The sequence below is a fragment of the Bradyrhizobium sp. F1.4.3 genome (assembly GCF_040548375.1).
Taxonomy (GTDB): Bacteria; Pseudomonadota; Alphaproteobacteria; order Rhizobiales; family Xanthobacteraceae; genus Bradyrhizobium.
In genome coordinates, this window is record NZ_JBEPRN010000003.1 from 332,956 (window position 1) to 356,470 (window position 23,515).

The following is a 23,515-nucleotide window of genomic DNA, read 5'->3' on the forward strand; positions in this document are numbered from 1 at the left end:
GCTTATGCAGACTTCTTGTTGTTCTTGTCGTCGTCGACTTCGGTGAATTCCGCGTCGACGACGTCGTCCTTCGCAGCGTCCTTGGCCGCATCGGCCTCGGCCTGCTGCTTGTACATGGCTTCGCCAAGCTTCATCGAAGCCTGGGCCAGCGTGTTGGTCTTGGCCTTGATCGCCTCGGCATCGTCACCCTTCAGCGCTTCCTTGAGGTCGCTGACGGCATCCTCGATGGCGCGGCGTTCGGTCTCGGCAACCTTCGAACCGTGCTCGGCCAGCGCCTTCTCGGTGGAGTGCACCAGCGCGTCGGCATGATTTTTGGCATCGACCGCCTCGCGGCGCTGCTTGTCGGCCGCGGCATTGGCCTCGGCGTCCTTGACCATCTTGTCGATGTCGGCTTCCGACAGGCCGCCCGAGGCCTGGATGCGGATCTGCTGCTCCTTGCCGGTGGCCTTGTCCTTGGCCGAAACGTTGACGATGCCGTTGGCGTCGATGTCGAAGGTCACCTCGATCTGCGGCATGCCGCGCGGGGCCGGCGGAATGCCCATCAGGTCGAACTGGCCAAGCATCTTGTTGTCGGCCGCCATTTCACGCTCGCCCTGGAAGACGCGGATGGTGACCGCGTTCTGGCTGTCCTCTGCGGTCGAGAACACCTGGCTCTTCTTGGTCGGAATCGTGGTGTTGCGGTCGATGATGCGGGTGAACACACCGCCCAGCGTCTCGATGCCCAGCGACAGCGGGGTCACGTCGAGCAGCAGCACGTCCTTGACGTCGCCCTGGAGCACGCCGGCCTGGATCGCGGCGCCGATCGCCACGACTTCGTCCGGATTGACGCCCTTGTGCGGCTCCTTGCCGAACAGCTGCTTCACAACTTCCTGGACCTTCGGCATGCGCGACATGCCGCCGACCAGTACCACTTCGCCGATCTCGGCCGCGGTGAGACCCGCGTCCTTCAGTGCCTTGCGGCAGGGCTCGACGGTCTTCTGGACGAGGTCGTCGACCAGCGCTTCGAACTTGGCGCGGGTGAGCTTCATCGTCAGATGCTTCGGCCCGGTCTGGTCCGCGGTGATGAAGGGCAGGTTGATCTCGGTCTGCGTCGTCGACGACAGCTCGATCTTGGCCTTTTCAGCGGCTTCCTTCAGGCGCTGCAACGCGAGCTTGTCGTTGCGCAGGTTGATGCCCTGCTCCTTCTGGAACTCGTCGGCCAGATAACCCACGAGGCGCATGTCAAAGTCTTCACCGCCGAGGAAGGTGTCGCCGTTGGTCGACTTCACCTCGAACACGCCGTCGCCGATTTCGAGAATGGAGATATCGAACGTGCCGCCGCCGAGGTCGTACACGGCGATCGTGCCGGTCTTGGTCTTGTCGAGGCCATAGGCGAGCGCGGCCGCGGTCGGCTCGTTGATGATGCGCAGCACTTCAAGGCCAGCGATCTTGCCGGCGTCCTTGGTCGCCTGGCGCTGGGCGTCGTTGAAGTAGGCGGGAACGGTGATGACGGCCTGGTCGACCTTCTGGCCGAGATGGGCTTCCGCGGTCTCCTTCATCTTCTGCAAGATGAACGCCGAGACCTGCGAGGGCGAGTAGGTCTGACCGTCGGCCTCGACCCAGGCGTCGCCGTTGGAAGCCTTCACGATCTTGTACGGAACGAGCTTCTTGTCCTTCTCGACCATCGGGTCGTCGTAGCGGCGGCCGATGAGGCGCTTCACTGCGAAGAAGGTGCGCTCGGGATTGGTAACGGCCTGGCGCTTGGCGGGCTGGCCGACGAGGCGCTCACCGTCGTCCGTGACGGCGACGATCGAAGGCGTCGTGCGCATGCCTTCGGAATTCTCGATGACTTTGGCGTTCTTGCCGTCCATTACGGCGACGCACGAATTCGTGGTGCCGAGGTCGATCCCAATGACCTTTCCCATGGTCCTGATATCCTTGTTTTTGCGGCAGGTTGGCTGGGCCCAGAAGGCACCCGAACCGAAACCCCCTAAGATCAAACATTCGCGATATTGCGATGGTTGACGCTCATATAGGAGGGGGGGAGGGGCCCGCAAGGACCGAACGCAAGTTTCAGCCGTGAAAACATTGGGTTTTGGAAGAACATATCCGGGCTTCGCCGCCCTTGCAGGTGAGGAATTATTAACAGGTCTGGTCCTCTGACGGCCCCCGGCCACCGCCCTGTTGCAGCGAGGCCAAACCCGCTAAAAGGCGGACCGGCCGGACTGCCGCCCGAGGCTGCCTCACGCGACAAAGGGGCCCGATGACCGACCATCGAACGGCCTCAATGTGAACCAAGTAGAGTGCCCATGAAGCTCATTCGCCCCCTCGCCGCGCTCGCGCTCCTCGTCGCCACAGCATTTCCGGCCTGTGCGGCCGACGCCGTTTTCCCGCCCGGGCTGCGCCTCGGCATGGCGCCGTTGATCGGACTCGGCACGGCCAAGACTTTTCCGGGCTTCGAGAGCGAGGACGGCACCGTCAAGGTGCTGATCACCGAGCTGCCGCCGGCTGCCTATGGCGAGGTCGCGAGCGCCTTCAATTCCAATCCGGCCGGAGCCAACGGCGTCAAGCCGGACAAGATCGAGACCCCCGCGGGCCTTGCCTATTTCACCACTGAAAGCGGCAAGGCCGGCGATACCCCGGTAAAACGCTATTCGATGATCGTGCCGGGCGCCGGCTTCTCCGGCTATGTCGCCGTGCAGATCCCGGAGAATGCGACCAAGATCTACACCGACGAGGCGGTGCGGCAGATGTTTGCGAGCACCGTCATCCGCAAGCAGGTCGCGGCCGAAGAGCAGATCGCGCTGATGCCGTTCAAGATCACCGATCTTGCCAACTTCAAGGACATCCGCACGCTGGCGCCGGGCAGCAGCATCATCCTGGCCGACGGCGATGAGAGCACAGGCTATGAGTCGAAGCCGTTCATGATCCTCGGCCTGATCGGCGCGACCCCGCAGCAGGCCGACGACCGTGCCCGCTTCGCCCAGGAGGCGGCGCTCCAGATCCCCGGCGTGCGCGAGTCGCGCGTCACCATGTCCGAGCCGATCCGCATCAATGGCCAGCAGGGTTTCGAGACCCGGATCGACGGCGTCAGCGGCAAGGACAAGACCGCAGTGACGGTGGTGCAGTGGATCCGCTTCAGCACCGGCGGCGCCTCGCTGCGCATTATTGCCAGCGCTCCGCGCGACCAGTGGACAACCGCCTTCAACCGCTTCCGCGCCGTGCGCGACGGGATCCAGCCCAAGGGTTAGCAGCCCAGGCACTCACCAGATCCGGCTGCATTTTCGGGCTTCTGTTCGTACACGAACGGAACTAGGCTTTCCTCCCGTTGGATCATCCTGGAGGGAGGCGAACGATGCTGGATCGGCGACAAGTCTTGGCAGCTCTGGGGACGACGGCGCTCGCGAGCCTCGTACCAAGCGCACTCTTTGCGGCGGCCTCGATCAAGCCGGATGATGCATCCGTGCTGCTCGTGATCGACGTGCAAAACTGCTTTCTTCCGGGCGGCAGCCTCGCGGTGAAGGAAGGCGAGCAGGTGGTGCCCGTCATCAACAAGATGGCCAAGGCGTTCTCGAACGTGGTGATGACGCAGGACTGGCACACGCCGGGCCATGTCTCGTTCGCATCGGTGCATTCCGGCAAGAAGCCGTTCGAGACCATCGACCTGCCCTACGGCAAGCAGGTGCTGTGGCCCGACCATTGCGTACAGGGCACCGACGGCGCCTCGCTCTCGAAGGACCTCTCGATCCCGCAGGCCGAGCTCATCATCCGCAAGGGTTTTCACAAGGACGTCGACAGCTATTCGGCTTTCCTCGAAGCCGACGGCAAGACTTCCACCGGCCTCGCCGGCTATCTCAAGGCGCGCAAGATCAAGCGCGTCTTCGTCGCAGGGCTCGCGACGGACTTCTGCGTCGCCTGGACCGCGCTCGACGCGCGCAAGGCGGGTTTTGAGGTCTATGTCGTCGAGGACGCCTGCCGCGGCATCGACACGCAGGGCTCGCTGGCAAAAGCCTGGGCCGATATGGCCAAGGCGGGCGTGAAGCGGATCCAGTCTGCGGATATCGCGGTGAGCGCGTAAGCGCGGCTTACGCCGCCAAACCCTCATCCTGAGGAGCGCGCCCTTCGCGCGCGTCTCGAAGGATGAAGGCCGAGCTGCCAGAGCCGGGCCTGCATGGTTCTCGCGGCGATGCAAAGCATCGCTAGATGGCGCTTCGCGCCTCCTCACCATGAGGATCAGTTCGCCGCGCCGTTCGACTCGTTGCTGTTGGCCGCCGGCGCGGCCTTCGGGCCGCCCTTGGCGACGCCGACGAGCGCGGGACGCAGCACGCGCTCGCCGATGGTGTAGCCGGCTTGCATGACCTGCACCACGGTGCCCGACGGCACCGACGGATCGGGCACTTCGAACATCGCCTGCTGGAAGTTCGGATCGAATTTCTGGCCCTGCGGATCGAACTTCTTCACGCCGTGCTTTTCCAGCGCATTGAGCAGCGAACGCTCGGTGAGCTCGACGCCCTCGATCAGCGAGGTCAGGCCGGGATCGGCCGCGGCACGCGCCTCGGCCGGCACCGCATCGAGCGCGCGCTGGAGATTGTCGGCGATGTCGAGCACGTCACGGGCAAAGCCGGTAACGCCGTAGAGCTTGGAGTCAGCGACCTCCTTGGCGGTGCGCTTGCGCAGGTTCTCCATCTCGGCCAGCGTCCGCAGCATGCGGTCGCGCGCCTCGGCAGCTTCCTTCTGCAACAATTCGACCGAGCCGGGCTCGGGATCGTCGGGCATGATGTAGGGCTTCGACACCACGGGCTCGTCGGTCGCAGCGGCCGTGTCTTCGGGTTGCCGGTCTCGATCGGTCATCGGCTCTCTTTTCAAACTCGTCTCAGGGATTTTTCTCGCCCGGATATCGTGCTTCGGACGCCGAAAATCAAGCGCCCGTGATCGGCCGAAACGCCGGTCAGCCGCCCAGGAGGCGGCTGACGATGCGGGCAGCGTAGTCCACGGTCGGGATCACGCGGGCATAATTCAGCCGTGTCGGGCCGATGACGCCCAAAACGCCTACGATGTGGCCGGCCGCATCCCGATAGGGCGAGATGATGGTGGAGGAGCCGGACAAAGAGAACAGCTTGTTCTCGCTTCCGATGAAGATTCGCACGCCCTCCGCGGTCTCGGCCCGGCCGAGCAGGTCGATCACGCCGCGCTTGGTCTCGAGGTCGTCGAACAGGAGACGCACCCGTTCCAGATCCTCCAGCGCATGCAGGTCTTCGAGCAGATTGGCGTGGCCGCGAACGATGAGCTGGCGGTCCTCGCTCTCGCCGCCGGACCAGCTTGCGATGCCAGCCGAAATCACCTTCTGGGTCAGCTGATCGAGCTCGGCGCGGGCCTCTCCGAGCGCGGTTTCCAGCTCGAGCCGGGCCTCGGCCAGTGTGCGGCCGCGGATCCGGGCATTGAGGAAGTTGCCGGCTTCGGTGAGCGCGGAGGAGGGAACTCCGAGCGGCAGCGCCAGCACGCGGTTTTCGACCTGGCCATCCTCGCCGACCAGGATCACCAGCGCCTTCTCCGGTTCCAGGCGGACGAATTCGATGTGTTTCAGCCGCGCATTGGATTTCGGCGTCAGCACGACCGCGGCAGCCCGGGTCAGGCCCGACAGCCGTGTCAGAGCTTGGTCCAGTGCCGCCTCGACCGATTGCGCCTGACCGACGGAGGTGAGCTGGCTCTGGATCGACTGCCGCTCGGCCTCGTTGAGGTCGCCGACCTGCATCAACGCGTCGACGAAGAAGCGCAGCCCGAGTTCCGTCGGCAGCCGGCCAGCGGAGGTATGCGGGGCATAGATCAGGCCGAGCTGTTCCAGATCGGCCATGACATTGCGGACCGAAGCCGGCGACAGCGGCATGGCGATCAGCCGCGAAATGTTCCGTGAGCCGACCGGCTCGCCGGTGGCGAGATAGCTTTCGACAATTTGACGAAAGATGTCGCGGGAACGCTCGTTGAGCTGAGCGAGGCCTGCGCGCGGCGCGATCAGATGGATCGGATCGTGATGGGCCACGGACGTCAACTCCTTCAGATGCTCATAACTTGTCCATCCAGGAGCTCCCTGACAAGCGGGGTTTTGCGGTTGCCTGGGGGCTGAAAGGCCTTGCCGCTCACCCTCACCCCACCTACAAGCACCGCGAACAGCCTATTCCCGTGAGTTTTGGAGGATTTCCCATGCGGCCAAGCCGCCGTGCGCCCGACGAATTGCGCCCCGTGACGCTGGAGCGCGGCGTCGTCAAATATGCGGAAGGCTCCTGCCTGGTGAAATTCGGCGACACCCATGTGCTGGTCACCGCCACTCTGGAAGAGCGCCTGCCGCCGTGGCTGAAGGGCCAGGGCCGCGGCTGGGTCACCGCCGAATACGGCATGCTGCCGCGCGCCACGCTGGAACGCACCCGCCGCGAAGCCTCGGCCGGAAAGCAGAGCGGCCGTACCGTGGAAATCCAGCGCCTGATCGGCCGCTCGCTGCGCACCATCGTCGATCTCGAAGCGCTCGGCGAGCGCCAGATCACCGTCGATTGCGACGTGATCCAGGCCGACGGCGGCACCCGCACGGCCTCGATCACCGGCGCCTGGGTCGCGCTCGCCGATTGCATCAGCTGGATGAAGGCGCGCAACATGATCAAGGCCAACGTGATGCGCGACAACGTCGCGGCGATTTCCTGCGGCATCTATCAGGGCACACCGGTGCTGGATCTCGACTATGCCGAGGATTCGGAAGCCGACACCGACGCCAATTTCGTCATGACCGGCGATGGCCGCATCATCGAGGTGCAGGGCACCGCGGAACGCGAGCCGTTCACGGAAGCCGAGTTCCTGGCGCTGATGGCGCTGGCCCGCAAGGGCGTCGCGCGTCTCGTGGACTTGCAGAAACTGGCAGTGGCGTAGTCAATAAGCCCATGCACCGCCGAATCACCGGAAAGCTCGTCATTGCAACCCACAATCCCGGCAAGCTCGCCGAGATGAAGGAGTTGCTCGCGCCTTACGGCATCGAGGCGGTGTCGGCCGGCGAGCTCGGCCTGCCCGAGCCGGAAGAAACCGGCACCGATTTCCGCAGCAACGCCGCGATCAAGGCGGTCGCGGCGGCGCAGGCGACCAAGCTTCCCGCTTTCGCCGATGATTCCGGGATCGTGGTCGACGCGCTCGACGGCGCGCCCGGCATCTACAGCGCGCGCTGGGCCGGCCCGAACAAGGATTTTGCCGCGGCGATGGCGCAGATCGAACGCCTGTTGCAGGAGCGCGGCGCAACCACGCCCGACAAGCGCACGGCGCATTTCGTCTCCGCGCTCTGCGTCGCCTGGCCCGACGATCATCTCGAAGAGGTCGAAGCGCGCGTCGACGGCACGCTGATCTGGCCGCCGCGCGGCACAGCCGGCTTCGGCTACGATCCGATGTTTTTGCCGGACGGACACGACCGCACCTTCGGCGAGATGACCAGCATCGAGAAGCACGGCCTGCCGCCGCTCGGCCTTGGCCTGTCGCATCGCGCCCGCGCTTTCGTGAAACTGGCGGAGATCTGCCTTGAGCCGCGCTAACGAAGCTTTCGGCGTCTATGTGCATTGGCCGTTCTGCCTGTCGAAGTGCCCCTATTGCGACTTCAACAGCCATGTCCGCCATGCCGCGATCGACGAGGCGCGTTTTGCCTCGGCGTTCGCACGCGAGATCGAGACGACCGCACGGCGCGCGCCCGGCCGCGAGGTCACCTCGATCTTCCTCGGTGGCGGCACGCCGTCGCTGATGCAGCCCGCAACCGTCGGCGCGGTGCTCGATGCGATCGGCAAGCACTGGAAAGTCGCCAACGACGTCGAAGTCACGCTCGAGGCGAACCCGACCAGCGTCGAAGCCACGCGCTTCGCTGGCTATCGCGCCGCCGGCGTCAACCGCGTCTCGCTCGGCGTCCAGGCGCTTGACGACGCCTCGCTGAAGGCACTGGGCCGCATGCACAGCGCCCGCGAGGCGCTCGACGCAGTCGCGATCGCACGCCGTTCGTTCGACCGCTACTCGTTCGATCTGATCTATGCCCGCCCCGACCAGTCACCGGCGATGTGGGCGGACGAACTCCGCCACGCCATCGATGAAGCGGCCGAGCATCTGTCGCTCTATCAATTGACGATCGAAGAGGGCACGCCATTCTTCGGCCTGCACCAGGCCGGAAAGCTGAAGACGCCGGACGAGGCGATCGCGCGCGCGCTCTACGACGTGACGCAGGAGACCTGCGACAGACTGGGGCTGCCTGCCTACGAGATTTCAAATCACGCGCGCAGCGGCGCCGAGTGCCGGCACAATCTCGTCTACTGGCGCGGCGAGGAATATGCCGGCATCGGTCCCGGCGCGCACGGCCGCCTCGATATCGATGGCATCCGCCACGCCACCGCCACCGAGAAGCGCCCCGAAGCCTGGCTGATGCGGGTCGAGACCAACGGCCACGGCGTCGTCACCGACGATCTCCTCAACAGCGAGGAGCGCGCCGACGAATTTTTGCTGATGGGATTGCGCCTTGCAGAGGGCATCGATCCCGAGCGCTACACCGCGCTCTCCGGCCGCCCGCTCGACCCCAAACGCATCGCGCTGTTGCGCGAAGAGGGCGCGATCACAGTGGATGCGACGGGGCGGTTGCGCGTAACGAGCAGCGGATTTCCGGTGCTGGATGCGGTGGTCGCGGATCTGGCTGCGTAGGCTTTCTCCATCGTCGTCCCGGACAAGCGCAGCGAAGCGGAGCGCCGATCCGGGACGACAGCGCAGATGTTGCTACGCGCCAAAACTCTTCGGCGAGCCCGCGACCGCGACGCCGCCGCCGGTCGTCACCTTCATCACCGCAAGCCCACGCTCGTTCGTCCCATCCGCGCGGAAGCGGAACAGGCCGTCGATGCCGGCGAAGCCGGAGGGATTGGTGAGCACGTCGGAAGAGAAGCGCGTGGTGCCTTGCGTGCGCGCCAGGGCTGCGACGAGGGCGACCGCGTCATAGGCGAGCGTTGCGGTGCGCACCGGCTCGGCGCCGTATTTGGTGCGGTAACGGCCGGAGAAGGCGCGGAAGCCGGCCGGGTCCGGCGCGGCGTAGAGGCCGCCCTGCAGCGCGGCGCTGGCATAGACGCGCGGATTGTCCCACAGGCCGGTGCCGAGCAGCTGGATGTTGCGCAAATTCGCGCCCGCCGCGGTCATCGCGTCCGCCACCGCGACGACGGCATCGCCGTCATCGGCAATGAACAGCGCATCGGCACTGCCGAGTTGCTGCGCCACGGTCCGTGCCGGCGTGGCGCGATCGGCACCATATTTCTCGAACGCGACAATGCGGCCGCCGCGCCGCGGCACCGCAGCCTTCACCGCGGCTTCGACGACATTGCCATAGGCATTGTCGGGCACGAGCACAGCGATGGAGCGCTTTCCGATGCTGGCGGAATATTCGACGATACGGTTGACGTCGGACTCCGGCAGGAAGCTGAGCAGATAGACGCCGCGGCCGGCAATGCTGGAGTCGGTCGAGAATGCCATCACCGAGATGCCCCGCGTGCGCGCGACCTGCGCCACCGCCGGCACCGACTGAGCGAACAGCGGCCCCAGAATGATCTCGGCGCCTTCATCGACCGCCTGCTGCGCACCCTGTTGCGCGCCTTGCGGGCTGCCATTGTCGTCCTTGATCAGGAGCTGGATGTTGGGGTTCTGGAACTCGGCCAACGCCATCTCGGCGGCGTTGCGCATGGATTGCGCTGCCAAGCCGGCGTTTCCGGCTGCCGAGAGCGGCAGGATCACGGCAACTTTCACCCCGCCGGTGCCGGCGGTCGTCGCCTGCTGCGGCGGCCCACCGGGCTGAGCCGGAGGCGAGGAGCTGCTGAAGGGATTGGAGAACTGGCTGAGGCTCTGCTGCACGCCGGCGCAGGCGGACAGCAGCGGCGCGCCGAGCAACAGGCCAAGCGCACTCCGCCGGGTCGCCCCCGACGATCGGGGCCCCTGAACGGGAGACTCCTCCGAAGAGGAAGATCTGGGAGTGCGCGGGCCCACCATGACAGCTCTTCTTCTGACCAGCCGTCGCCAGCCGGTCACAACCAACTCTTGCCGCGACAGAAGCCGCGGATTCAGGCATATTGTCGGCAAATAGTTAACCAAAACAAAAGGATAATGACCGCTTAACGCGGCCGCGTCTCAAGTCCTGGGTGGCTGTTCGCCGTTCGTCGCGCAGCATCAAGGCGGCGTTTCCGCCGCGAATATGGCGCTGACGCTTCATTCCCTCTCGAATGTGACCCCAGATCGATCACATTCACGTCCTTCCTCGCTCCATGACCCAGTATCTTGGCTCGGTATCTTGGCTCTTACGATCTTTTTCGGAGGAGCGGTTCCCAGCCCTCCAGATCATGCCTAAGTTCATCTCATTATGCGCGCAAAGCCGGCCCCAATAAATACACCCGAAGGTACGGAAGCCGCCCCGCACGGTTTCTCCATCGACGCCCATCGGCTTGCGGCGCCGAAGGCGGTGGTGGGCCTCTATCTGGTCGCTACCCCCATCGGCAATCTCGGCGATATCACGCTGCGCGCGCTCCAGACGCTTGCTGGTGTCGATATCATCGCCTGCGAGGACACCCGCATCACGCGGCGCCTCACCGAGCGCTACGCCATCTCGGCGCAGCTCAAGCCCTATCACGAGCACAATGCCGAAGCCGCGCGGCCGAAGATTCTGGAAGCGCTGGCACAGGGCGGCTCGGTCGCGCTGGTGTCGGACGCCGGCACGCCGCTGATCTCCGATCCCGGCTTCAAGCTGGTGCGCGAGGTCTGCGCGGCGGGGCATGCGGTGTATGCGCTGCCCGGCCCGTCCTCGGTGCTGGCGGCGCTGTCAGTCGCGGCACTTCCAACCGATCGCTTCTTCTTCGAAGGCTTTCTGCCGGCAAAATCCGCGGCACGCCGCTCACGCCTGACCGAACTTGCCCGCATCGATGCGACGCTGGTGATGTTCGAATCCGGCAACCGCGTGCAGGACACGCTGGCCGAGCTCGCCGAGATCATGGGGACGCGCGAGGCCGCGATCTGCCGCGAGCTGACGAAACTGCACGAGGAGATTTCGCGCGCGCCGCTGAGCGAGCTCGCGCGCGAGGCGGACACGCTGGAGACGCGCGGTGAATTCGTGCTGGTGATCGGCCCGCCCGCGGCCGACGCTGACGTGATGACGTCGGACGCGCTCGACCATGTCCTGCGCGTCCAGCTCGCATCACACAGCGTCAAGGACGCGGTGGCGCATACGGTCGAGCTGTCGGGGCGGCCGCGGCGCGAGGTCTATGCCCGCGCGCTCGAAATCGCAAAGGACTTGCGGGGCGGCGATGGCGAAGCGTGAGGGCGCCCAAGAACCTAAACAGGAACCGAAAGTCGCCTCGCCCGAACGCATCGCCGCGTTCCGAACCGGCATCTCTGCGGAGAGCCGCGCCGCAGCCTTCCTCATGGCCAAGGGCTACCGCATCCTGGCAAAACGCTACCGCACGCCGCATGGCGAGATCGACATCGTGGCGCGCCGCCGCAACCTGATCGCCTTCGTCGAGGTCAAGGCGCGCGCGACGCTGGATGACGCCGCCTTCGCGGTGACGCCGCGCCAGCAGCAACGCATCATCAATGCCGCGCAAGGCTGGCTTGCCGCGCATCCCGAGCATGCGGAATTCGAACTGCGATTCGACGCCATGCTGATTGCGCCGCGGTCACTTCCGCGCCATGTGTTGGCGGCATTCGACGCCTCGACCTGAAAGGCAGACCATGAAACTGAACGTCGCCGTCCAGATGGACCCCATCGCCCGCATCAACATCAAGGGCGATTCCACCTTTGCGCTGCTTCTGGAGGCGCAGAAACGCGGCCACGGCTTGTCCTATTACACGCCCGACAAGCTCTCGATGGTCGGCGATGAGATCGTCGCTCCGGTTCAGCTCCTGACCGTGCGCGACGAGCCCGGCGACCATTTCACCCTCGGTGAGCCCAAGCGCGAGGCGCTGAATGGCTTCGACGTCGTGCTGTTGCGCCAGGATCCGCCGTTCGACCTCGCCTACATCACCTCGACGCATTTGCTTGAGCGCATCCATCCGAAGACGCTGGTCGTCAACGACCCGGCCTCGGTGCGCAACGCGCCGGAAAAGCTGTTCGTGATGGATTTTCCGCAATTGATGCCGCCGACCCTGATCTCGCGCGATCTCGACGAGATCAACGCCTTCCGCGACCGGCACGGCGCCGTGGTGATGAAGCCGCTGCACGGCCATGGCGGCGCCGCGGTGTTTCGCGTGATGCCGCAGGACATGAATTTCGGCTCGCTGTTCGACATGTTCTCGGTCACCTTCAAGGAGCCGTGGGTGATCCAGCAGTTCATCCCCGAGGTGAAGCACGGCGACAAGCGCATCATCCTGGTCAACGGCGAGTTTGCCGGCGCGGTCAATCGCGTTCCGGCCGCCGACGACCTCCGCTCCAACATGGTGCGCGGCGGCGCGGCGCAGGAGACCGAGCTTACCCCGCGCGAGCGCGAGATCTGCGCAACCGTCGGCCCGGCGCTGCGCGAACGCGGCCTGCTGTTCGTCGGCATCGACGTCATCAATGGCAACCTCACCGAGATCAACGTGACCTCGCCCACCGGCATCCGCGCCATTGCGCGGCTCGGCGGCCCTGACGTGGCGGCAAAGGTCTGGGACGTGATCGAGCAGAAGCGGGCGAAGTAGCGGCTGTCGCTTCATAGCGCGGATGCTCACTCCATTACCGTCACCCTGAGGTGGCCGCTTCTTCAGCGGCCCTCGAAGGGCGACGGCCCGGCTGCATCCCGACCGTCATCCTTCGAGGCTCACCTTGCGATGCGTTGCATCGCAAGCCTCGCACCTCAGGAATGACGGACCACCGGTGTGGTCGCGGATATAGCGACACGCCACCACGACATGGCTTCAAACCTCCCATCACTAACCACCCATTCACCATGACGCCCCGCGCCGCCTCTCACGAGCGCTTCTCGCCTTGCGTGAACTACGGGGCCCCCGGCCTGACGAATAACGCGGCATTCACCATCTGGCCAAAACTCGTAGCGTGACTGGCCATCACACTCTGCCTCGCAACACCCCTTATACTTTTACTCCCTACTCATCGATGCCGGGGAACCCGCCACGTGCGGTTCGAGTGCCCCGCGTAAGAGTAGAGGCGTATGAACACCGCACGCATTGTCGTTCTCGTCATTGCGCTGGGCGCCGGCGGCGTCGCCGCGTATCTGGCGAGCGGCTATGACAACAAGCCCGCGCCCGCCCTTCCGGTGGCCGAGAAGCTGCCGACAGTCGAGGTGCTCGTCGCCAAATCCGACATCCAGCTCGGCCAGGCTGTGAAGGCCGAGGATCTGCAATGGCAGGCCTGGCCGGCGACGACCGCGAGCAGCGCCTTCATCCGCCGCGACAGCCGGCCGGAGGCGCAGAGCCAGATCGCAGGCTCAATCGCGCGCGTGCCGTTGATGCAGGGCGAGCCGATCCGCGAGCAGAAGCTGGTGAGGGCCGATGGCTCCGGCTTTATGGCCGCGATCCTGCCGACCGGCATGCGGGCCGTCTCCACCGAAATTTCAGCCGAGACCGGCGCCGGCGGCTTCATCCTGCCGAACGACCGCGTCGACGTCTTCCTGACGCGGCGCCTGAAGAATCCCGACGGCACCAACAACAACGGCCCGACCGGCGGCAATGACCTTATCCTGTCCGAGGTCATCCTGACCAACATCCGCGTGCTCGCCATCGACCAGGCGCCGAAGGAAAAGGACGGCCAGAACGCCGTGCTCGGCAAGACCGTCACGCTCGAGCTCAAGCCCGACCAGGTCGCTATTCTATCGGCCGCGCGCCAGGGCGGCACGCTGGCGCTCGCGCTGCGGAGCATCGCCGATGCCAACGCGTCTGATGGCGCGCCCGAAGACCAGGCGCTCAAGCGCCCCGGCGGCGTCAACGTGATCCGCTACGGCGTGCAGGCGCGGCAACTAACGTCACAGAAGTGATGGGGACACCCAAAATGAACCACGGGGATAATCGGACGGGCCTGCGCATTCGGGGGAAGCGCGCGCGCTCGTTCTGGACGGGGACAATGCTGATGCTGGGGCTGGTCGCAGCCCCCGATCGGGTCAGCGCGGCGGATGCGCCGGTCGGAGACCAGGCGCCGTTGCAGGCGCCGGATCTCGGCGTGGCGCCGGTCGCGACCATCGCGCCGGCCCGGACGCGCTTCCTGTCGCTCGGCGTCGGCAAGTCGGTCGTGATCGACCTGCCGCGCGAGGTCAAGGACGTTCTGGTGGCCGATCCCAAGATCGCCAATGCGGTGATCCGCTCGGCGCAGCGCGCCTATATCATCGGCGGCCAGGTCGGCCAGACCAACGTCGTGTTCTTCACCGCTGACGGCCAGCAGGTCGCCTCCTACGACATCGCGGTGAAGCGCGATCTCAACGGCATGCGCGCGGCGCTGCGCCAGTCGTTGCCGGGCGTGCAGATCGAGGGCGTCGGTGACAGCGTGATGCTGACCGGCTCGGTGTCGAGCCCGGTCGAGGCCCAGCAGGCCGGCGACGTCGCCGCCAAGCTGGTCGGCGGCGCCGACAAGGTCGTCAACAACATCGTCGTGCGCGGCCGCGACCAGGTGATGCTGAAAGTCGTGGTCGGCGAAGTCCGCCGCGACATCGTCAAGCAATTGGGCGTCGACCTCAGCGCCAGCCTGAACGCCGGCACCGCGGTGGTCAATTTCAACAATTCCAACCCGTTCTCGGCCAGTGGCGGACCGCTGGTCAGCAACAACGGGCTCGGCGTCTCCGGCCTCACCAAGGGTGTGGCCACCGTCAGCGCCACGATGCGCGCGATGGAAAGCGCCGGCGTGATGCGCACCTTGGCGGAGCCGAGCCTGACGGCGATCTCGGGTGAATCCGCGACTTTCATTGCGGGTGGCGAATTCCCGATCCCGGCGGGTTATTCCTGCGATCCGGTCACCCATGTCTGTACCACCCAGATCACCTACAAGAAGTTCGGCATCTCGCTGAACTTCACGCCGGTGGTGCTCAGCGAGGGCCGCATCAGCCTGCGGGTGATGACCGAGGTCTCGGAGCTGTCGAGCCAGAACGCCATCACCGTGTCGCAGGCGCTGTCCTCGAGCTCGACCAACTCGATCACCATCCCCTCGGTCCAGACCCGTCGCGCCGAGACCACGCTGGAAATCCCGTCGGGCGGCTCGATGGCGATGGCCGGCCTGATCCAGCAGCAGACCAAGCAGGCGATCAACGGCCTGCCCGGCGTCGACCAGGTGCCGATCCTCGGTGCGCTGTTCCGCAGCCAGGACTTCGTCAACAACGAGACCGAGCTGATGGTGATCGTGACGCCCTATGTGGTGCGCGCGGTCGCCCAGAAGGAATTGTCGCGGCCGGATGACGGCTTCGCGCCGTCGTCGGATGCGCAATCGGCGCTGCTCGGCCGCATGAACCGCCTCTATGGCATTGCGCGCCGCGTCGATCCGATGGACGGCAACCAGGGCGATTTCGGCTTCATCATCGACTGAGACGAACGGACGGTTTGGCGAACGGGGCAAGACACGGGGCAAGTGGGGACAGGCCGATGACGAAGACGACAGATGATCGACGTCGCAATTTGCGCATCGCGCTCGCACTGGCGGGGCTCTCCGTCATGCTGGGTGCGTGCAACACCACCGGCGAGGTCGTTACCACCCAGACGGTGCCGACCGACTATCGCCAGCGTCACCCGATCGCGGTGCAGGAAGCCAAGCGCTCGATCGTGATCTTTGTCGGCAAGGCCCGCGGCGGTCTCTCGGCCGCGCAGCACGCCGACGTCACCGGCATCGGCCAGGACTGGGTGCGCGAAGGCACCGGCTCTGTCATTGTCGACGTGCCCGTCGACACCGCGAACTCGCGCGCCGCAGCGGCGACCTATCACGAAATCCGCGCCGTGCTCGGCGCCAGCGGCGTGCCATCGCGCGCCATCGTCCAGCATCCCTACCGCCCCGAGGATCCCGCCCTGCTGCCGACCATCCGGCTGAGCTATTCCAGGATCGCCGCGGTCGCCGGCCCGTGCGGGCTGTGGCCGGAGGACATGGGGCCGTCCATCCTCGACCCCGGCTACAATGAGAACCGGCCCTATTTCAATCTCGGCTGCGCCACCCAGCGCAATCTCGCGGCGATGATCGACAATCCCGCCGACCTCGAGCAGCCTCGCGCCGAGACGCCGGCCTATACCGCACGGCGCGACATCGCCTTCGACCGCTACCGCAAGGGCGCGGCGACCTCGACCACCTATCCCGAGGCTGACAAGGCCAAACTCAGCGACACAGGCAAATGACAAGCGTCCACGACGAAGAAGCGGACGATCCGCAGCACCCCGACGAACACATTGCGCCGGTACCCCGCATCTCGGTGCAGGCGTTTTGCGAGACCGAGCAGACGCTCGCCGCGGTGACCGCGGCAGGCCAGGACCGCCGTCTCGCCAAGGCGCATCTCACCGCAAAAGACGGCGGCCTTGCCGCGGCGATCGAAGTCTATGACACGATGCCGACGCCGAACGTGATCGTGATCGAATCCGACGGCACGCGCGACATCCTCGAAGGGCTCGACGATCTCGCCGGCGTCTGCGATCCCGGCACCCGCGTGGTCGTGATCGGCAATCCCAACGACACGGCGCCCTATCGCGAGCTGGTGCGGCGCGGCGTCAACGACTACGTGATCGGGCCGGTCGAGACCATCGACGTGGTGCGCTCGATCTGCAGCCTGTTCTCGGCTTCGGAAGCCATCATCACCGGCCGCGTCATCGCGGTGGTCGGCGCCAAGGGCGGCGTCGGTGCGTCCACCGTCGCGCACAACGTGGCCTGGACCATCGCGCGCGACCTGGCGCTCGATTCCGTCGTGATCGACCTCGACCTCGCCTTCGGCACCGCGGGCCTCGACTACAACCAGGACCCGGTTCAGGGCATCGCCAACGCGGTGCTGTCGCAGGATCGGCCGGACACGGCGCTGATGGAGCGCCTGCTCTCCAAATGCACCGAGCGCCTCAGCCTCCTCGCTGCGCCTGCCACCCTTGACCGTGTCTATGATTTCGGCGCCGAAGCTTTTGACGCGATCTTCGACACGCTGCGCATGACCACGCCCTGCATCGTGCTCGACGTTCCCCACCAATGGTCGGGCTGGACGCGGCGCGCGCTGGTCAACGCCGACGACATCGTGATCGTGGCCGAGCCCGATCTCGCCAACTTGCGCAACACCAAGAATATGCTCACCGTGCTCAAGGCGGCACGGCCGAACGACCGGCCGCCGCTCTACTGCATCAACCAGGTCGGCATGCACAAGCGGGCGGAGATCGACGTCAAGTCGTTTGCCAAGACCATGGAGAGCCAGCCGCTCGCGGTGATCCCGTTCGATTCAAAGCTGTTCTCGACCGCGGCCAATAACGGCCAGATGATCGCGGAGGTCTCCAAGAGCCACCGCACCACCGAGCTATTCCAGAACATGGCAAACCGTCTCGCCGGACGTGGCGAGGTGAAGAAGCCGAAGCGCTCCCTGCTCGGACCACTCCTGAAGAAGTTGAAGGGCAGATCCGGACGCCCATCTGCACCACATCGCAAGGCATCGTAAGCGCGAGCTAACTGCGGCGGGTTACTTCTCAGCCCGCTGCTGTTGCTTCTTCGTCAGCAATTGGCGCAGTGCCGTGACCTTTGCCGCAGCCTGATCCGGCGGAAGATCGGCCTTCACGATGGTCTCGGCCTCGGCCTGCTTTCCTTCCAGTCCCAGCACCAGCGCGAGATTGGCCCGCACGCGCGAATCCGCCGGGTTGCGCTCGTAGGCGCGGCGCATGGTTTCCTCTGCCCTGGGCAGATTGTTCTGGAGCAGATAGGACAGCCCGAGATTGGACAAAACCTGCGGTTCGTCCGGCACGATCTTCAGCGCGGTCGCATAATATTGCTGCGCTTCCTCGTTGCGGCCGAGCTGGTCGAGCGCCGCGCCCTGTGCCGACAGGATGCGCCAGTCGGGATCCTCGGGCGTGTGCGCGCGGCTCAGGACATCGAAGGCCTGCTGGAAATTGCCGCTGTCGGCGAGCGCGCGGCCGTAGCCGGCGAGCAGCGCCTTGTTGCTGGGATGGGCGAGCACGGCCTGCTCGAGCACCGCGACCGCCTGGGCGCGCTGGCCGGTCTGGCGTAACGCCTGGCCGTAATCGAGGGCGATGTTGGAATCGCTCGGCTTGGCGCGATAGCGCTCGCGCAGGGCGTCCATGTCCGGTTTGGCGTCGGCCCTGGCCATGGATTCCGGCTTGCCGCCGAGCGCGCCGGTGACGTCCTCAAGGCTCGTGGTCTGGCAACCGCCGAGCACGAGCACCAGAAGCGCGGGAAGCAGCAATCTCGCCGGGGGAGAGGCAAGGGACGAACGCTTGGACATACTCTGATCACTCGGCGACTGATCAGGGATGCTTACCGATTAACGCTAAATTCCCGTTAAGGACGCGCATCGGGTCTTTAGTTTGAGCATGATCTTTCCGGAAAACCGCTGCACATTTTGCGCTAACGCGGCCCTTCGGGTCCGGATCATGCTCGTCTAGTCGGTGAATTCCGCGCCGAATTCGCAGCCGATGCGCCAGCGCAGGCGGCACTGGCGGGAGTAGTCGGGCGCGAAGATGATCGTGAATTGCGGCGGCACTTCCAGGAATTCCGCCACCACTTTCACGCCCCCATCCGAGATATCCGTAATCGTGCAGTCCCTCGGCAGCGAACCCGCGCCGAAATGAATCTTGGCGAGCCGCGTGCACACCCGACGTTCGCTTCTGCGGCGATTTGCAAGCATTTGAATTGTTCACCCGTTAGATCACGGCCCATCCCGCACCCCTAGGAGTAGCGAACATTCGTTGGGATGTGCTGAGCAGGGCCGCTCGCATTCGAGGCATAGTGTCTGCGCCCTGTTTACGATTGATTAGGGCTTGCCGGGCCTCCGGGAATGTTCCCGTATTGTTCTTGCAGAGGAGATCGAGCTCTGCTACCCTCGATTGTGCGAGAGGGCAGGCTGGTTCGGGCATGGTTCAGCGGGTTTCTACCGTTGCATTTGAGGGGATCGAGGCCCGCGCGGTCGACGTGCAGGTGCAGGTCGCGCCGGGCCTGCCGGCGTTTGCCATCGTCGGCCTTCCGGACAAGGCCGTGTCGGAAGCGCGCGAGCGGGTTCGCTCGGCGCTGATCGCCTCGGGGCTGGCGTTGCCGGCACGGCGGATCATCGTCAACCTCGCGCCCGCCGACTTGCCAAAAGAAGGTAGCCATTATGATCTCCCGATCGCGCTCGGGCTGATGGCGGCGATCGGCGCTATACCGCCGGACGCACTGACGGGTTTTACCGTGCTTGGCGAACTCGGCCTCGACGGCTCGATCGCGCCGGTTGCCGGCGTTTTGCCCGCCGCGATCGGCGCCAATGTGCGCGAGGAAGGATTGATCTGTCCCGCCGCTTGCGGCTCGGAAGCAGCGTGGGCGAGCCCGGACATCCAGATCATCGCCGCACACTCGCTGATCCAGATCGCCAACCACTTCAAGGGCACGCAGGTGCTGTCGCGCCCGGTGCCGAAGGTGCATGAGGCCCCGGCCTCGCTGCTCGACCTGCGCGACATCAAGGGCCAGGAGAGCGCCAAGCGGGCGCTCGAGATCGCGGCCGCCGGCGGCCATCATCTGCTCATGATCGGCGCGCCCGGCGCCGGCAAGTCGATGCTGGCGGCGCGGCTGCCCTCGATCCTGCCGCCGCTGTCGCCGGGCGAGCTGTTGGAGGTCTCGATGATCGCCTCTGTCGCCGGCGAGATCGAGGGCGGCGCGCTGACGTCGCGGCGCCCGTTCCGCTCGCCGCATCACTCCGCCAGCATGGCGGCACTCACCGGCGGCGGCGCGCGGGCAAAGCCCGGCGAGATCTCGCTCGCGCATCAGGGCGTGCTGTTCCTCGACGAGCTGCCGGAATTCGACCCGCGGGTGCTGGATTCGCTGCGCCAGCCGCTGGAGAACGGTGAGGTCTCGGTCTCCCGCGCCAACCATCGCGTCACCTATCCGGCGCGCTTCATGCTGGTCGCCGCGATGAATCCCTGCCGCTGCGGCAATGCGTTCGAGCCGGGCTATGCCTGCAAGCGCGGCCGCATCGATCGCTGCACCGGCGACTATCAGGCGCGCATCTCCGGCCCGCTGATGGACCGCATCGATTTGCGCATCGAGGTGCCGGCGGTGACCGCGGCCGATCTGATCCTGCCGCCGCCGGCGGAAGGCTCCGCCGAAGTCGCGGCGCGTGTGGCGGCGGCACGCGATATCCAGCTTGCGCGCTATGCGGATGCAGGCCTGCCGCAGGTCCGCACCAATGCCGAGGCGCCGGCCTCGGTGCTGGAGGAGATCGCAAAGCCCGACGCGCAGGGCGCCAAACTGCTGCGTGATGCCGCCGAGACCATGCGGCTGTCGGCGCGCGGCTATCACCGGGTGCTGCGGGTCGCGCGTACGCTCGCCGATCTCGACGGCGCCGACAAGATCGGCCGGCTGCATCTCGCCGAAGCGCTGTCCTATCGCGCACTCGCGGAGGATGTGCGGCAGATGGCGTGACGGCCGCGCGCATCAACCCGGCGGTAACGAGTTTCCTTTACCCTCTGCAAACCATAAGGCCCAAGAGCTACGTACGTGAGTTCCCGTATGAGTTTGCCGGGGCCTGGCGAGTCTGGCGAGTAGAGTGTCATGTTGCGTTTCAAGATCCTGGCCTCGGTGGTTCCCCTGTTGGCGGCTGCGGTGTTTGCCCGCAGCGAGATCGGATCGGTCTCGCATCCCTGCATCGCTATCGGCGAGACCTCGGTCGAGCTCGCATCCCTGTTCTGGACCGCCGGCATCCAGGTCGCCTTCACCGACGATCCTGCGCAGGCGACGGTGCGGGTGCAGATCACCGACGACGCCGACGTCGCGGATTTCGCGGTGGTCGATGACGGCGCGAGCGAGGAGCCAAGCGCCTGCCAGGGCAATCCGTCGACGCGTCTGGTCGCGATTTCCGGGCAGCCGGGCGGTGACCGTCCGACGATCTATCTATCCAGCGAGGGGCCGGCCGACTACCGCATCTATGTGCGCTCGAAGACGTTTTCGCAGCGCGAGGCCGCGGCGCTGATCGTCGGTGCCCGCGGCGGCCAGCGCCACCTCCAGGCTGCCTCACTCTGAGCCGTTAACATCTCGTCAACCCTGTTTCGAGGCGGCCTCCAAACCTCAAACTGTTCGCAAGGTCGGTGGGGACATCGTCGCGGGCGGCGATTGCAGGGTTATATAAGAGTCGGGGTCGGTGACGATGGGTCGGACGTTCCGGATCAAGGTGCGCATGCGCCGCTTCAGGCGCCGCCACCCGAGAATCTCCTTTGCGATCCGCTCGTTCATGATCTTCTCGGCGACGTTCGGCGGTGCCTATGGCTTCGTCTCCGGCAGCCGCTCCGAGAATTCCGGCTACGATCCCAATACCTTTGCGATCGGCGCGAGCTTCCTGTTCGCCCTCGCCTGCCTTGGCCTGGCGACACTCAGCATGCGGCTGCGCTTCGTCAACAGGCGGCTGCGGTCGCTCGCCGCCCACAACGAGGCGCTGATCGATCGCAATTGGGAGCTGAAGGAGGCCGAAGAGCGCGCCCGCAGCCTGTTTGAGTCGCAGGGCGATTTGATCGTGCTGCGCGACCACCAGGGCCGCATCACCTTCGCCAACGACGCCTTTTGCGCGCTGGCCGCGCAGGCGCGCAGCGCGCTGGTCGGCACGCGCTTTGATTTTGACGTGCTGGAGCAGGGCGACAGCGCACGCGAAAGCAACGGCACACGTATCCACGACCAGAAGATCGCAACGCCCGTCGGGGCGCGCTGGATCGCCTGGCGCGAGGGCTTTGTGCGACACGATGCCGGCCAGCCCGCCGAATTGCAGAGCGTCGGACGCGACGTCACCGACCGCACCGAGACCGAGCGCGCGCTGTCGGACGCACGCGATCAGGCCAATGCCGCCAACCGCGCCAAATCGCGCTTCCTCGCGATGGCCTCGCACGAGATCCGCACCCCCCTGAACGGCATCATCGGCATGGGCGGGCTGCTGCTCGACACCACGCTGACGCCGGAGCAGGCGACCTATGCCAAGGCGGTGAAAACCTCCGGCGAAGCCTTGATGGCACTGATCGAGGAGCTGCTCGACTATTCCAAGATCGAAGCGGGCAAGCTCGATCTCGACCAGCGTCCTTTCGCGCTGTCGACCTTGATCGAGGAGATCACCGAGCTGCTGGCGCCCCGCGTGCAGGCCAAAAATCTCGAGATCGCGGCTTACATCGACGAACGCCTGCCGCTCGAGGTCACTGGCGATGCCGCGCGGCTGCGCCAGGTGCTGCTCAATCTCGCTGGCAACGCCATCAAATTCACCGCGAACGGTGGTGTCGCGCTGATCGTCGAACCCGGCATCTGGCCGAACGAGATCAGCTTTCTGGTGCGCGACACCGGCATCGGGATCGCGCCCGAAGCGCAGACGCGCATCTTCCGCGAATTCGAGCAGGCCGACGAGCGCGTCGCGCGCACCTATGGCGGCACCGGACTGGGGCTTGCCATCAGCGAGCGCATCGTCAAGCGCATGGGCGGCCGCATCATGCTCACGAGCGAGCCCGGCAAGGGCTCCACCTTCGAAATCGCGATCCCGCTCGCGCCATCGCAAGGAGACGCGGGACGGACGGCGTTCCCGAGTCCCGACCTCACCGGCAAGTCGATCCTCGTGATGGCCGACGGCATCGAAGCATCGCTGATCGCGCGGCGGCTGGAGCGCTGGGGCGGCCAGATCTGTCTGGTGGCAGATGCGGCCGTGGCCGAGGCGCTGCTGCCGGAACGCTCGTGGCATGCGGTGCTGATCGATCGTGCGATCGGCCCGGCCATCGCCGATCGCCTGGGCGAGGTCGCCCGCGCCCACGCGACGCAGCGGCTGGTGCTGCTGACGTCGGGCTCGCGCCACGAAAAGCTCTCGCCGGCCTTCACCGGCTTTCTGGTGAAGCCGCTGCGCGCGGCCTCGCTCGCCGCGCGTCTCGCGCTGACGCCGGAAGTCGCCTCGCCCGACCTTGCGCCGGAGCCTGTCGAACCGGCTGCGGTCAAGACGCCGGCGAAGGGCCTTTCGATCCTGGTCGCCGAAGACAACGAGATCAACGCGCTGTTGATGCGGTCGCTGCTGACCAAGCTCGGCCATCGCGTCGTCATCGCGGTCCATGGCGAGGCGGCGCTGGAATCCTGGCTCGCTGCCAGCTCGGCCGGCACGCCCTATGATCTCGTGCTGATGGATATCCAGATGCCTCAGCTCGACGGCATCGAGGCGACGAAGCGCATCCGCGTGCACGAGGCAGCCACGAGCAGCCGCCATACGCCGATCCTGGCGCTCACCGCGAATACGCTGGTGGAGGATCGCTATGCCTGTTTCGAGGCGGGCATGAATGGATTTTTGATCAAGCCACTCGACCGCGAGAAGCTGGACGAGGCGCTGGCCGGGCTGGCGGCGGCAAGGCAGATTGCGGTGTAGCCACGATCGACTGCGGGTGGGCA

At 65.8% G+C, this 23,515-nt stretch carries 21 protein-coding genes; 15 read left to right on the plus strand and 6 right to left on the minus strand.

Translation table 11 applies throughout. The features are described 5' to 3' along the window. Positions 1-2: 2 nt before the first annotated feature. The gene (gene dnaK / locus ABIB73_RS13600; RefSeq protein WP_354224822.1) at positions 3-1,904 is read right to left on the minus strand and encodes a molecular chaperone DnaK; all 1,902 of its coding nucleotides are present in this window, start codon (positions 1,902-1,904) and stop codon (positions 3-5) included. Between the two features lie 384 nt (positions 1,905-2,288). Here dnaK and ABIB73_RS13605 point away from each other — a divergent pair, with 384 nt between their 5' ends. Both ABIB73_RS13605 and pncA read left to right on the plus strand, forming a co-directional pair. After that, entirely contained in the window at positions 2,289-3,230 is a 942-nt protein-coding gene (locus ABIB73_RS13605) for a hypothetical protein (protein ID WP_354224824.1), read from the plus strand. Positions 3,231-3,334: 104 nt separating this feature from the next. Then, positions 3,335-4,057, plus strand: coding sequence for a bifunctional nicotinamidase/pyrazinamidase (gene pncA / locus ABIB73_RS13610; protein ID WP_354224826.1), 723 nt, complete (start codon positions 3,335-3,337; stop codon positions 4,055-4,057). 155 nt (positions 4,058-4,212) lie between these two features. On the opposite strand, the gene grpE is transcribed toward pncA, so the two are convergent. After that, positions 4,213-4,830, minus strand: a complete 618-nt coding sequence (gene grpE / locus ABIB73_RS13615) for a nucleotide exchange factor GrpE (protein ID WP_354224827.1) — start codon at positions 4,828-4,830, stop codon at positions 4,213-4,215. Positions 4,831-4,927: 97 nt separating this feature from the next. After that, complete coding sequence (gene hrcA / locus ABIB73_RS13620; protein ID WP_354224829.1) at positions 4,928-6,016, minus strand: heat-inducible transcriptional repressor HrcA; 1,089 nt, start codon at positions 6,014-6,016, stop codon at positions 4,928-4,930. Between the two features lie 161 nt (positions 6,017-6,177). Here hrcA and rph point away from each other — a divergent pair, with 161 nt between their 5' ends. The 3 genes from rph to hemW are packed head-to-tail and all read left to right on the plus strand — an operon-like array spanning position 6,178 to position 8,679. Further along, positions 6,178-6,891, plus strand: coding sequence for a ribonuclease PH (gene rph, locus ABIB73_RS13625; protein WP_354224831.1), 714 nt, complete (start codon positions 6,178-6,180; stop codon positions 6,889-6,891). 11 nt (positions 6,892-6,902) lie between these two features. Then, positions 6,903-7,538, plus strand: a complete 636-nt coding sequence (rdgB, locus tag ABIB73_RS13630) for an RdgB/HAM1 family non-canonical purine NTP pyrophosphatase (protein WP_354224833.1) — start codon at positions 6,903-6,905, stop codon at positions 7,536-7,538. Then, positions 7,525-8,679: a radical SAM family heme chaperone HemW gene (hemW, locus tag ABIB73_RS13635; RefSeq protein ID WP_354224835.1), complete on the plus strand. Its 1,155-nt coding sequence runs from the start codon at positions 7,525-7,527 to the stop codon at positions 8,677-8,679. The genes rdgB and hemW overlap by 14 nt, the downstream gene beginning before the upstream one ends. Positions 8,680-8,751: 72 nt before the next feature. Here the strand turns inward: hemW and ABIB73_RS13640 are convergent, their stop codons facing one another. Then, on the minus strand, positions 8,752-10,002 hold the full coding sequence (locus ABIB73_RS13640; RefSeq protein WP_354224837.1) for a penicillin-binding protein activator: 1,251 nt from the start codon (positions 10,000-10,002) through the stop codon (positions 8,752-8,754). Between the two features lie 367 nt (positions 10,003-10,369). Here ABIB73_RS13640 and rsmI point away from each other — a divergent pair, with 367 nt between their 5' ends. From rsmI to ABIB73_RS13675, 7 genes are all read left to right on the plus strand, one after another. After that, positions 10,370-11,320: a 16S rRNA (cytidine(1402)-2'-O)-methyltransferase gene (gene rsmI / locus ABIB73_RS13645; protein WP_354224839.1), complete on the plus strand. Its 951-nt coding sequence runs from the start codon at positions 10,370-10,372 to the stop codon at positions 11,318-11,320. Then, positions 11,307-11,720 carry a YraN family protein gene (locus tag ABIB73_RS13650; RefSeq protein WP_354224841.1) on the plus strand — a complete coding sequence of 138 codons (414 nt, stop codon included), beginning with the start codon at positions 11,307-11,309 and terminating at the stop codon, positions 11,718-11,720. The genes rsmI and ABIB73_RS13650 overlap by 14 nt, the downstream gene beginning before the upstream one ends. A 10-nt stretch (positions 11,721-11,730) precedes the next feature. Continuing rightward, positions 11,731-12,675, plus strand: a complete 945-nt coding sequence (gene gshB, locus ABIB73_RS13655) for a glutathione synthase (RefSeq protein ID WP_354224843.1) — start codon at positions 11,731-11,733, stop codon at positions 12,673-12,675. A 470-nt stretch (positions 12,676-13,145) separates the two neighbouring features. Beyond that, positions 13,146-13,967, plus strand: a complete 822-nt coding sequence (cpaB, locus tag ABIB73_RS13660; RefSeq protein WP_354224845.1) for a Flp pilus assembly protein CpaB — start codon at positions 13,146-13,148, stop codon at positions 13,965-13,967. 14 nt (positions 13,968-13,981) lie between these two features. Then, positions 13,982-15,499, plus strand: coding sequence for a type II and III secretion system protein family protein (locus ABIB73_RS13665; RefSeq protein WP_354224847.1), 1,518 nt, complete (start codon positions 13,982-13,984; stop codon positions 15,497-15,499). Positions 15,500-15,555: 56 nt separating this feature from the next. Next, complete coding sequence (locus ABIB73_RS13670; RefSeq protein ID WP_354224849.1) at positions 15,556-16,293, plus strand: CpaD family pilus assembly protein; 738 nt, start codon at positions 15,556-15,558, stop codon at positions 16,291-16,293. Then, a complete protein-coding gene (locus tag ABIB73_RS13675) occupies positions 16,290-17,579 on the plus strand; it encodes a CpaE/TadZ family protein (protein ID WP_354224851.1) in 1,290 nt (429 codons plus the stop codon). The genes ABIB73_RS13670 and ABIB73_RS13675 overlap by 4 nt, the downstream gene beginning before the upstream one ends. 21 nt (positions 17,580-17,600) lie before the next feature. Here the strand turns inward: ABIB73_RS13675 and ABIB73_RS13680 are convergent, their stop codons facing one another. Next, positions 17,601-18,377: a tetratricopeptide repeat protein gene (locus tag ABIB73_RS13680; protein ID WP_354224853.1), complete on the minus strand. Its 777-nt coding sequence runs from the start codon at positions 18,375-18,377 to the stop codon at positions 17,601-17,603. Positions 18,378-18,533: 156 nt separating this feature from the next. Then, positions 18,534-18,779, minus strand: a complete 246-nt coding sequence (locus ABIB73_RS13685; protein WP_027534981.1) for a PilZ domain-containing protein — start codon at positions 18,777-18,779, stop codon at positions 18,534-18,536. A 227-nt stretch (positions 18,780-19,006) separates the two neighbouring features. Between ABIB73_RS13685 and ABIB73_RS13690 the strand changes: the two genes are divergently transcribed. The 3 genes from ABIB73_RS13690 to ABIB73_RS13700 all read left to right on the plus strand — a co-directional run bounded on the left by ABIB73_RS13690 (position 19,007) and on the right by ABIB73_RS13700 (position 23,492). Continuing rightward, positions 19,007-20,545 (plus strand): YifB family Mg chelatase-like AAA ATPase, encoded by a 1,539-nt coding sequence (locus tag ABIB73_RS13690; protein WP_354224855.1) that lies wholly within the window; start codon positions 19,007-19,009, stop codon positions 20,543-20,545. Positions 20,546-20,674: 129 nt separating this feature from the next. Then, a complete protein-coding gene (locus tag ABIB73_RS13695; protein WP_354224857.1) occupies positions 20,675-21,142 on the plus strand; it encodes a hypothetical protein in 468 nt (155 codons plus the stop codon). Positions 21,143-21,266: 124 nt separating this feature from the next. Continuing rightward, on the plus strand, positions 21,267-23,492 hold the full coding sequence (locus ABIB73_RS13700) for an ATP-binding protein (protein ID WP_354224974.1): 2,226 nt from the start codon (positions 21,267-21,269) through the stop codon (positions 23,490-23,492). Positions 23,493-23,515 lie beyond the last annotated feature (23 nt).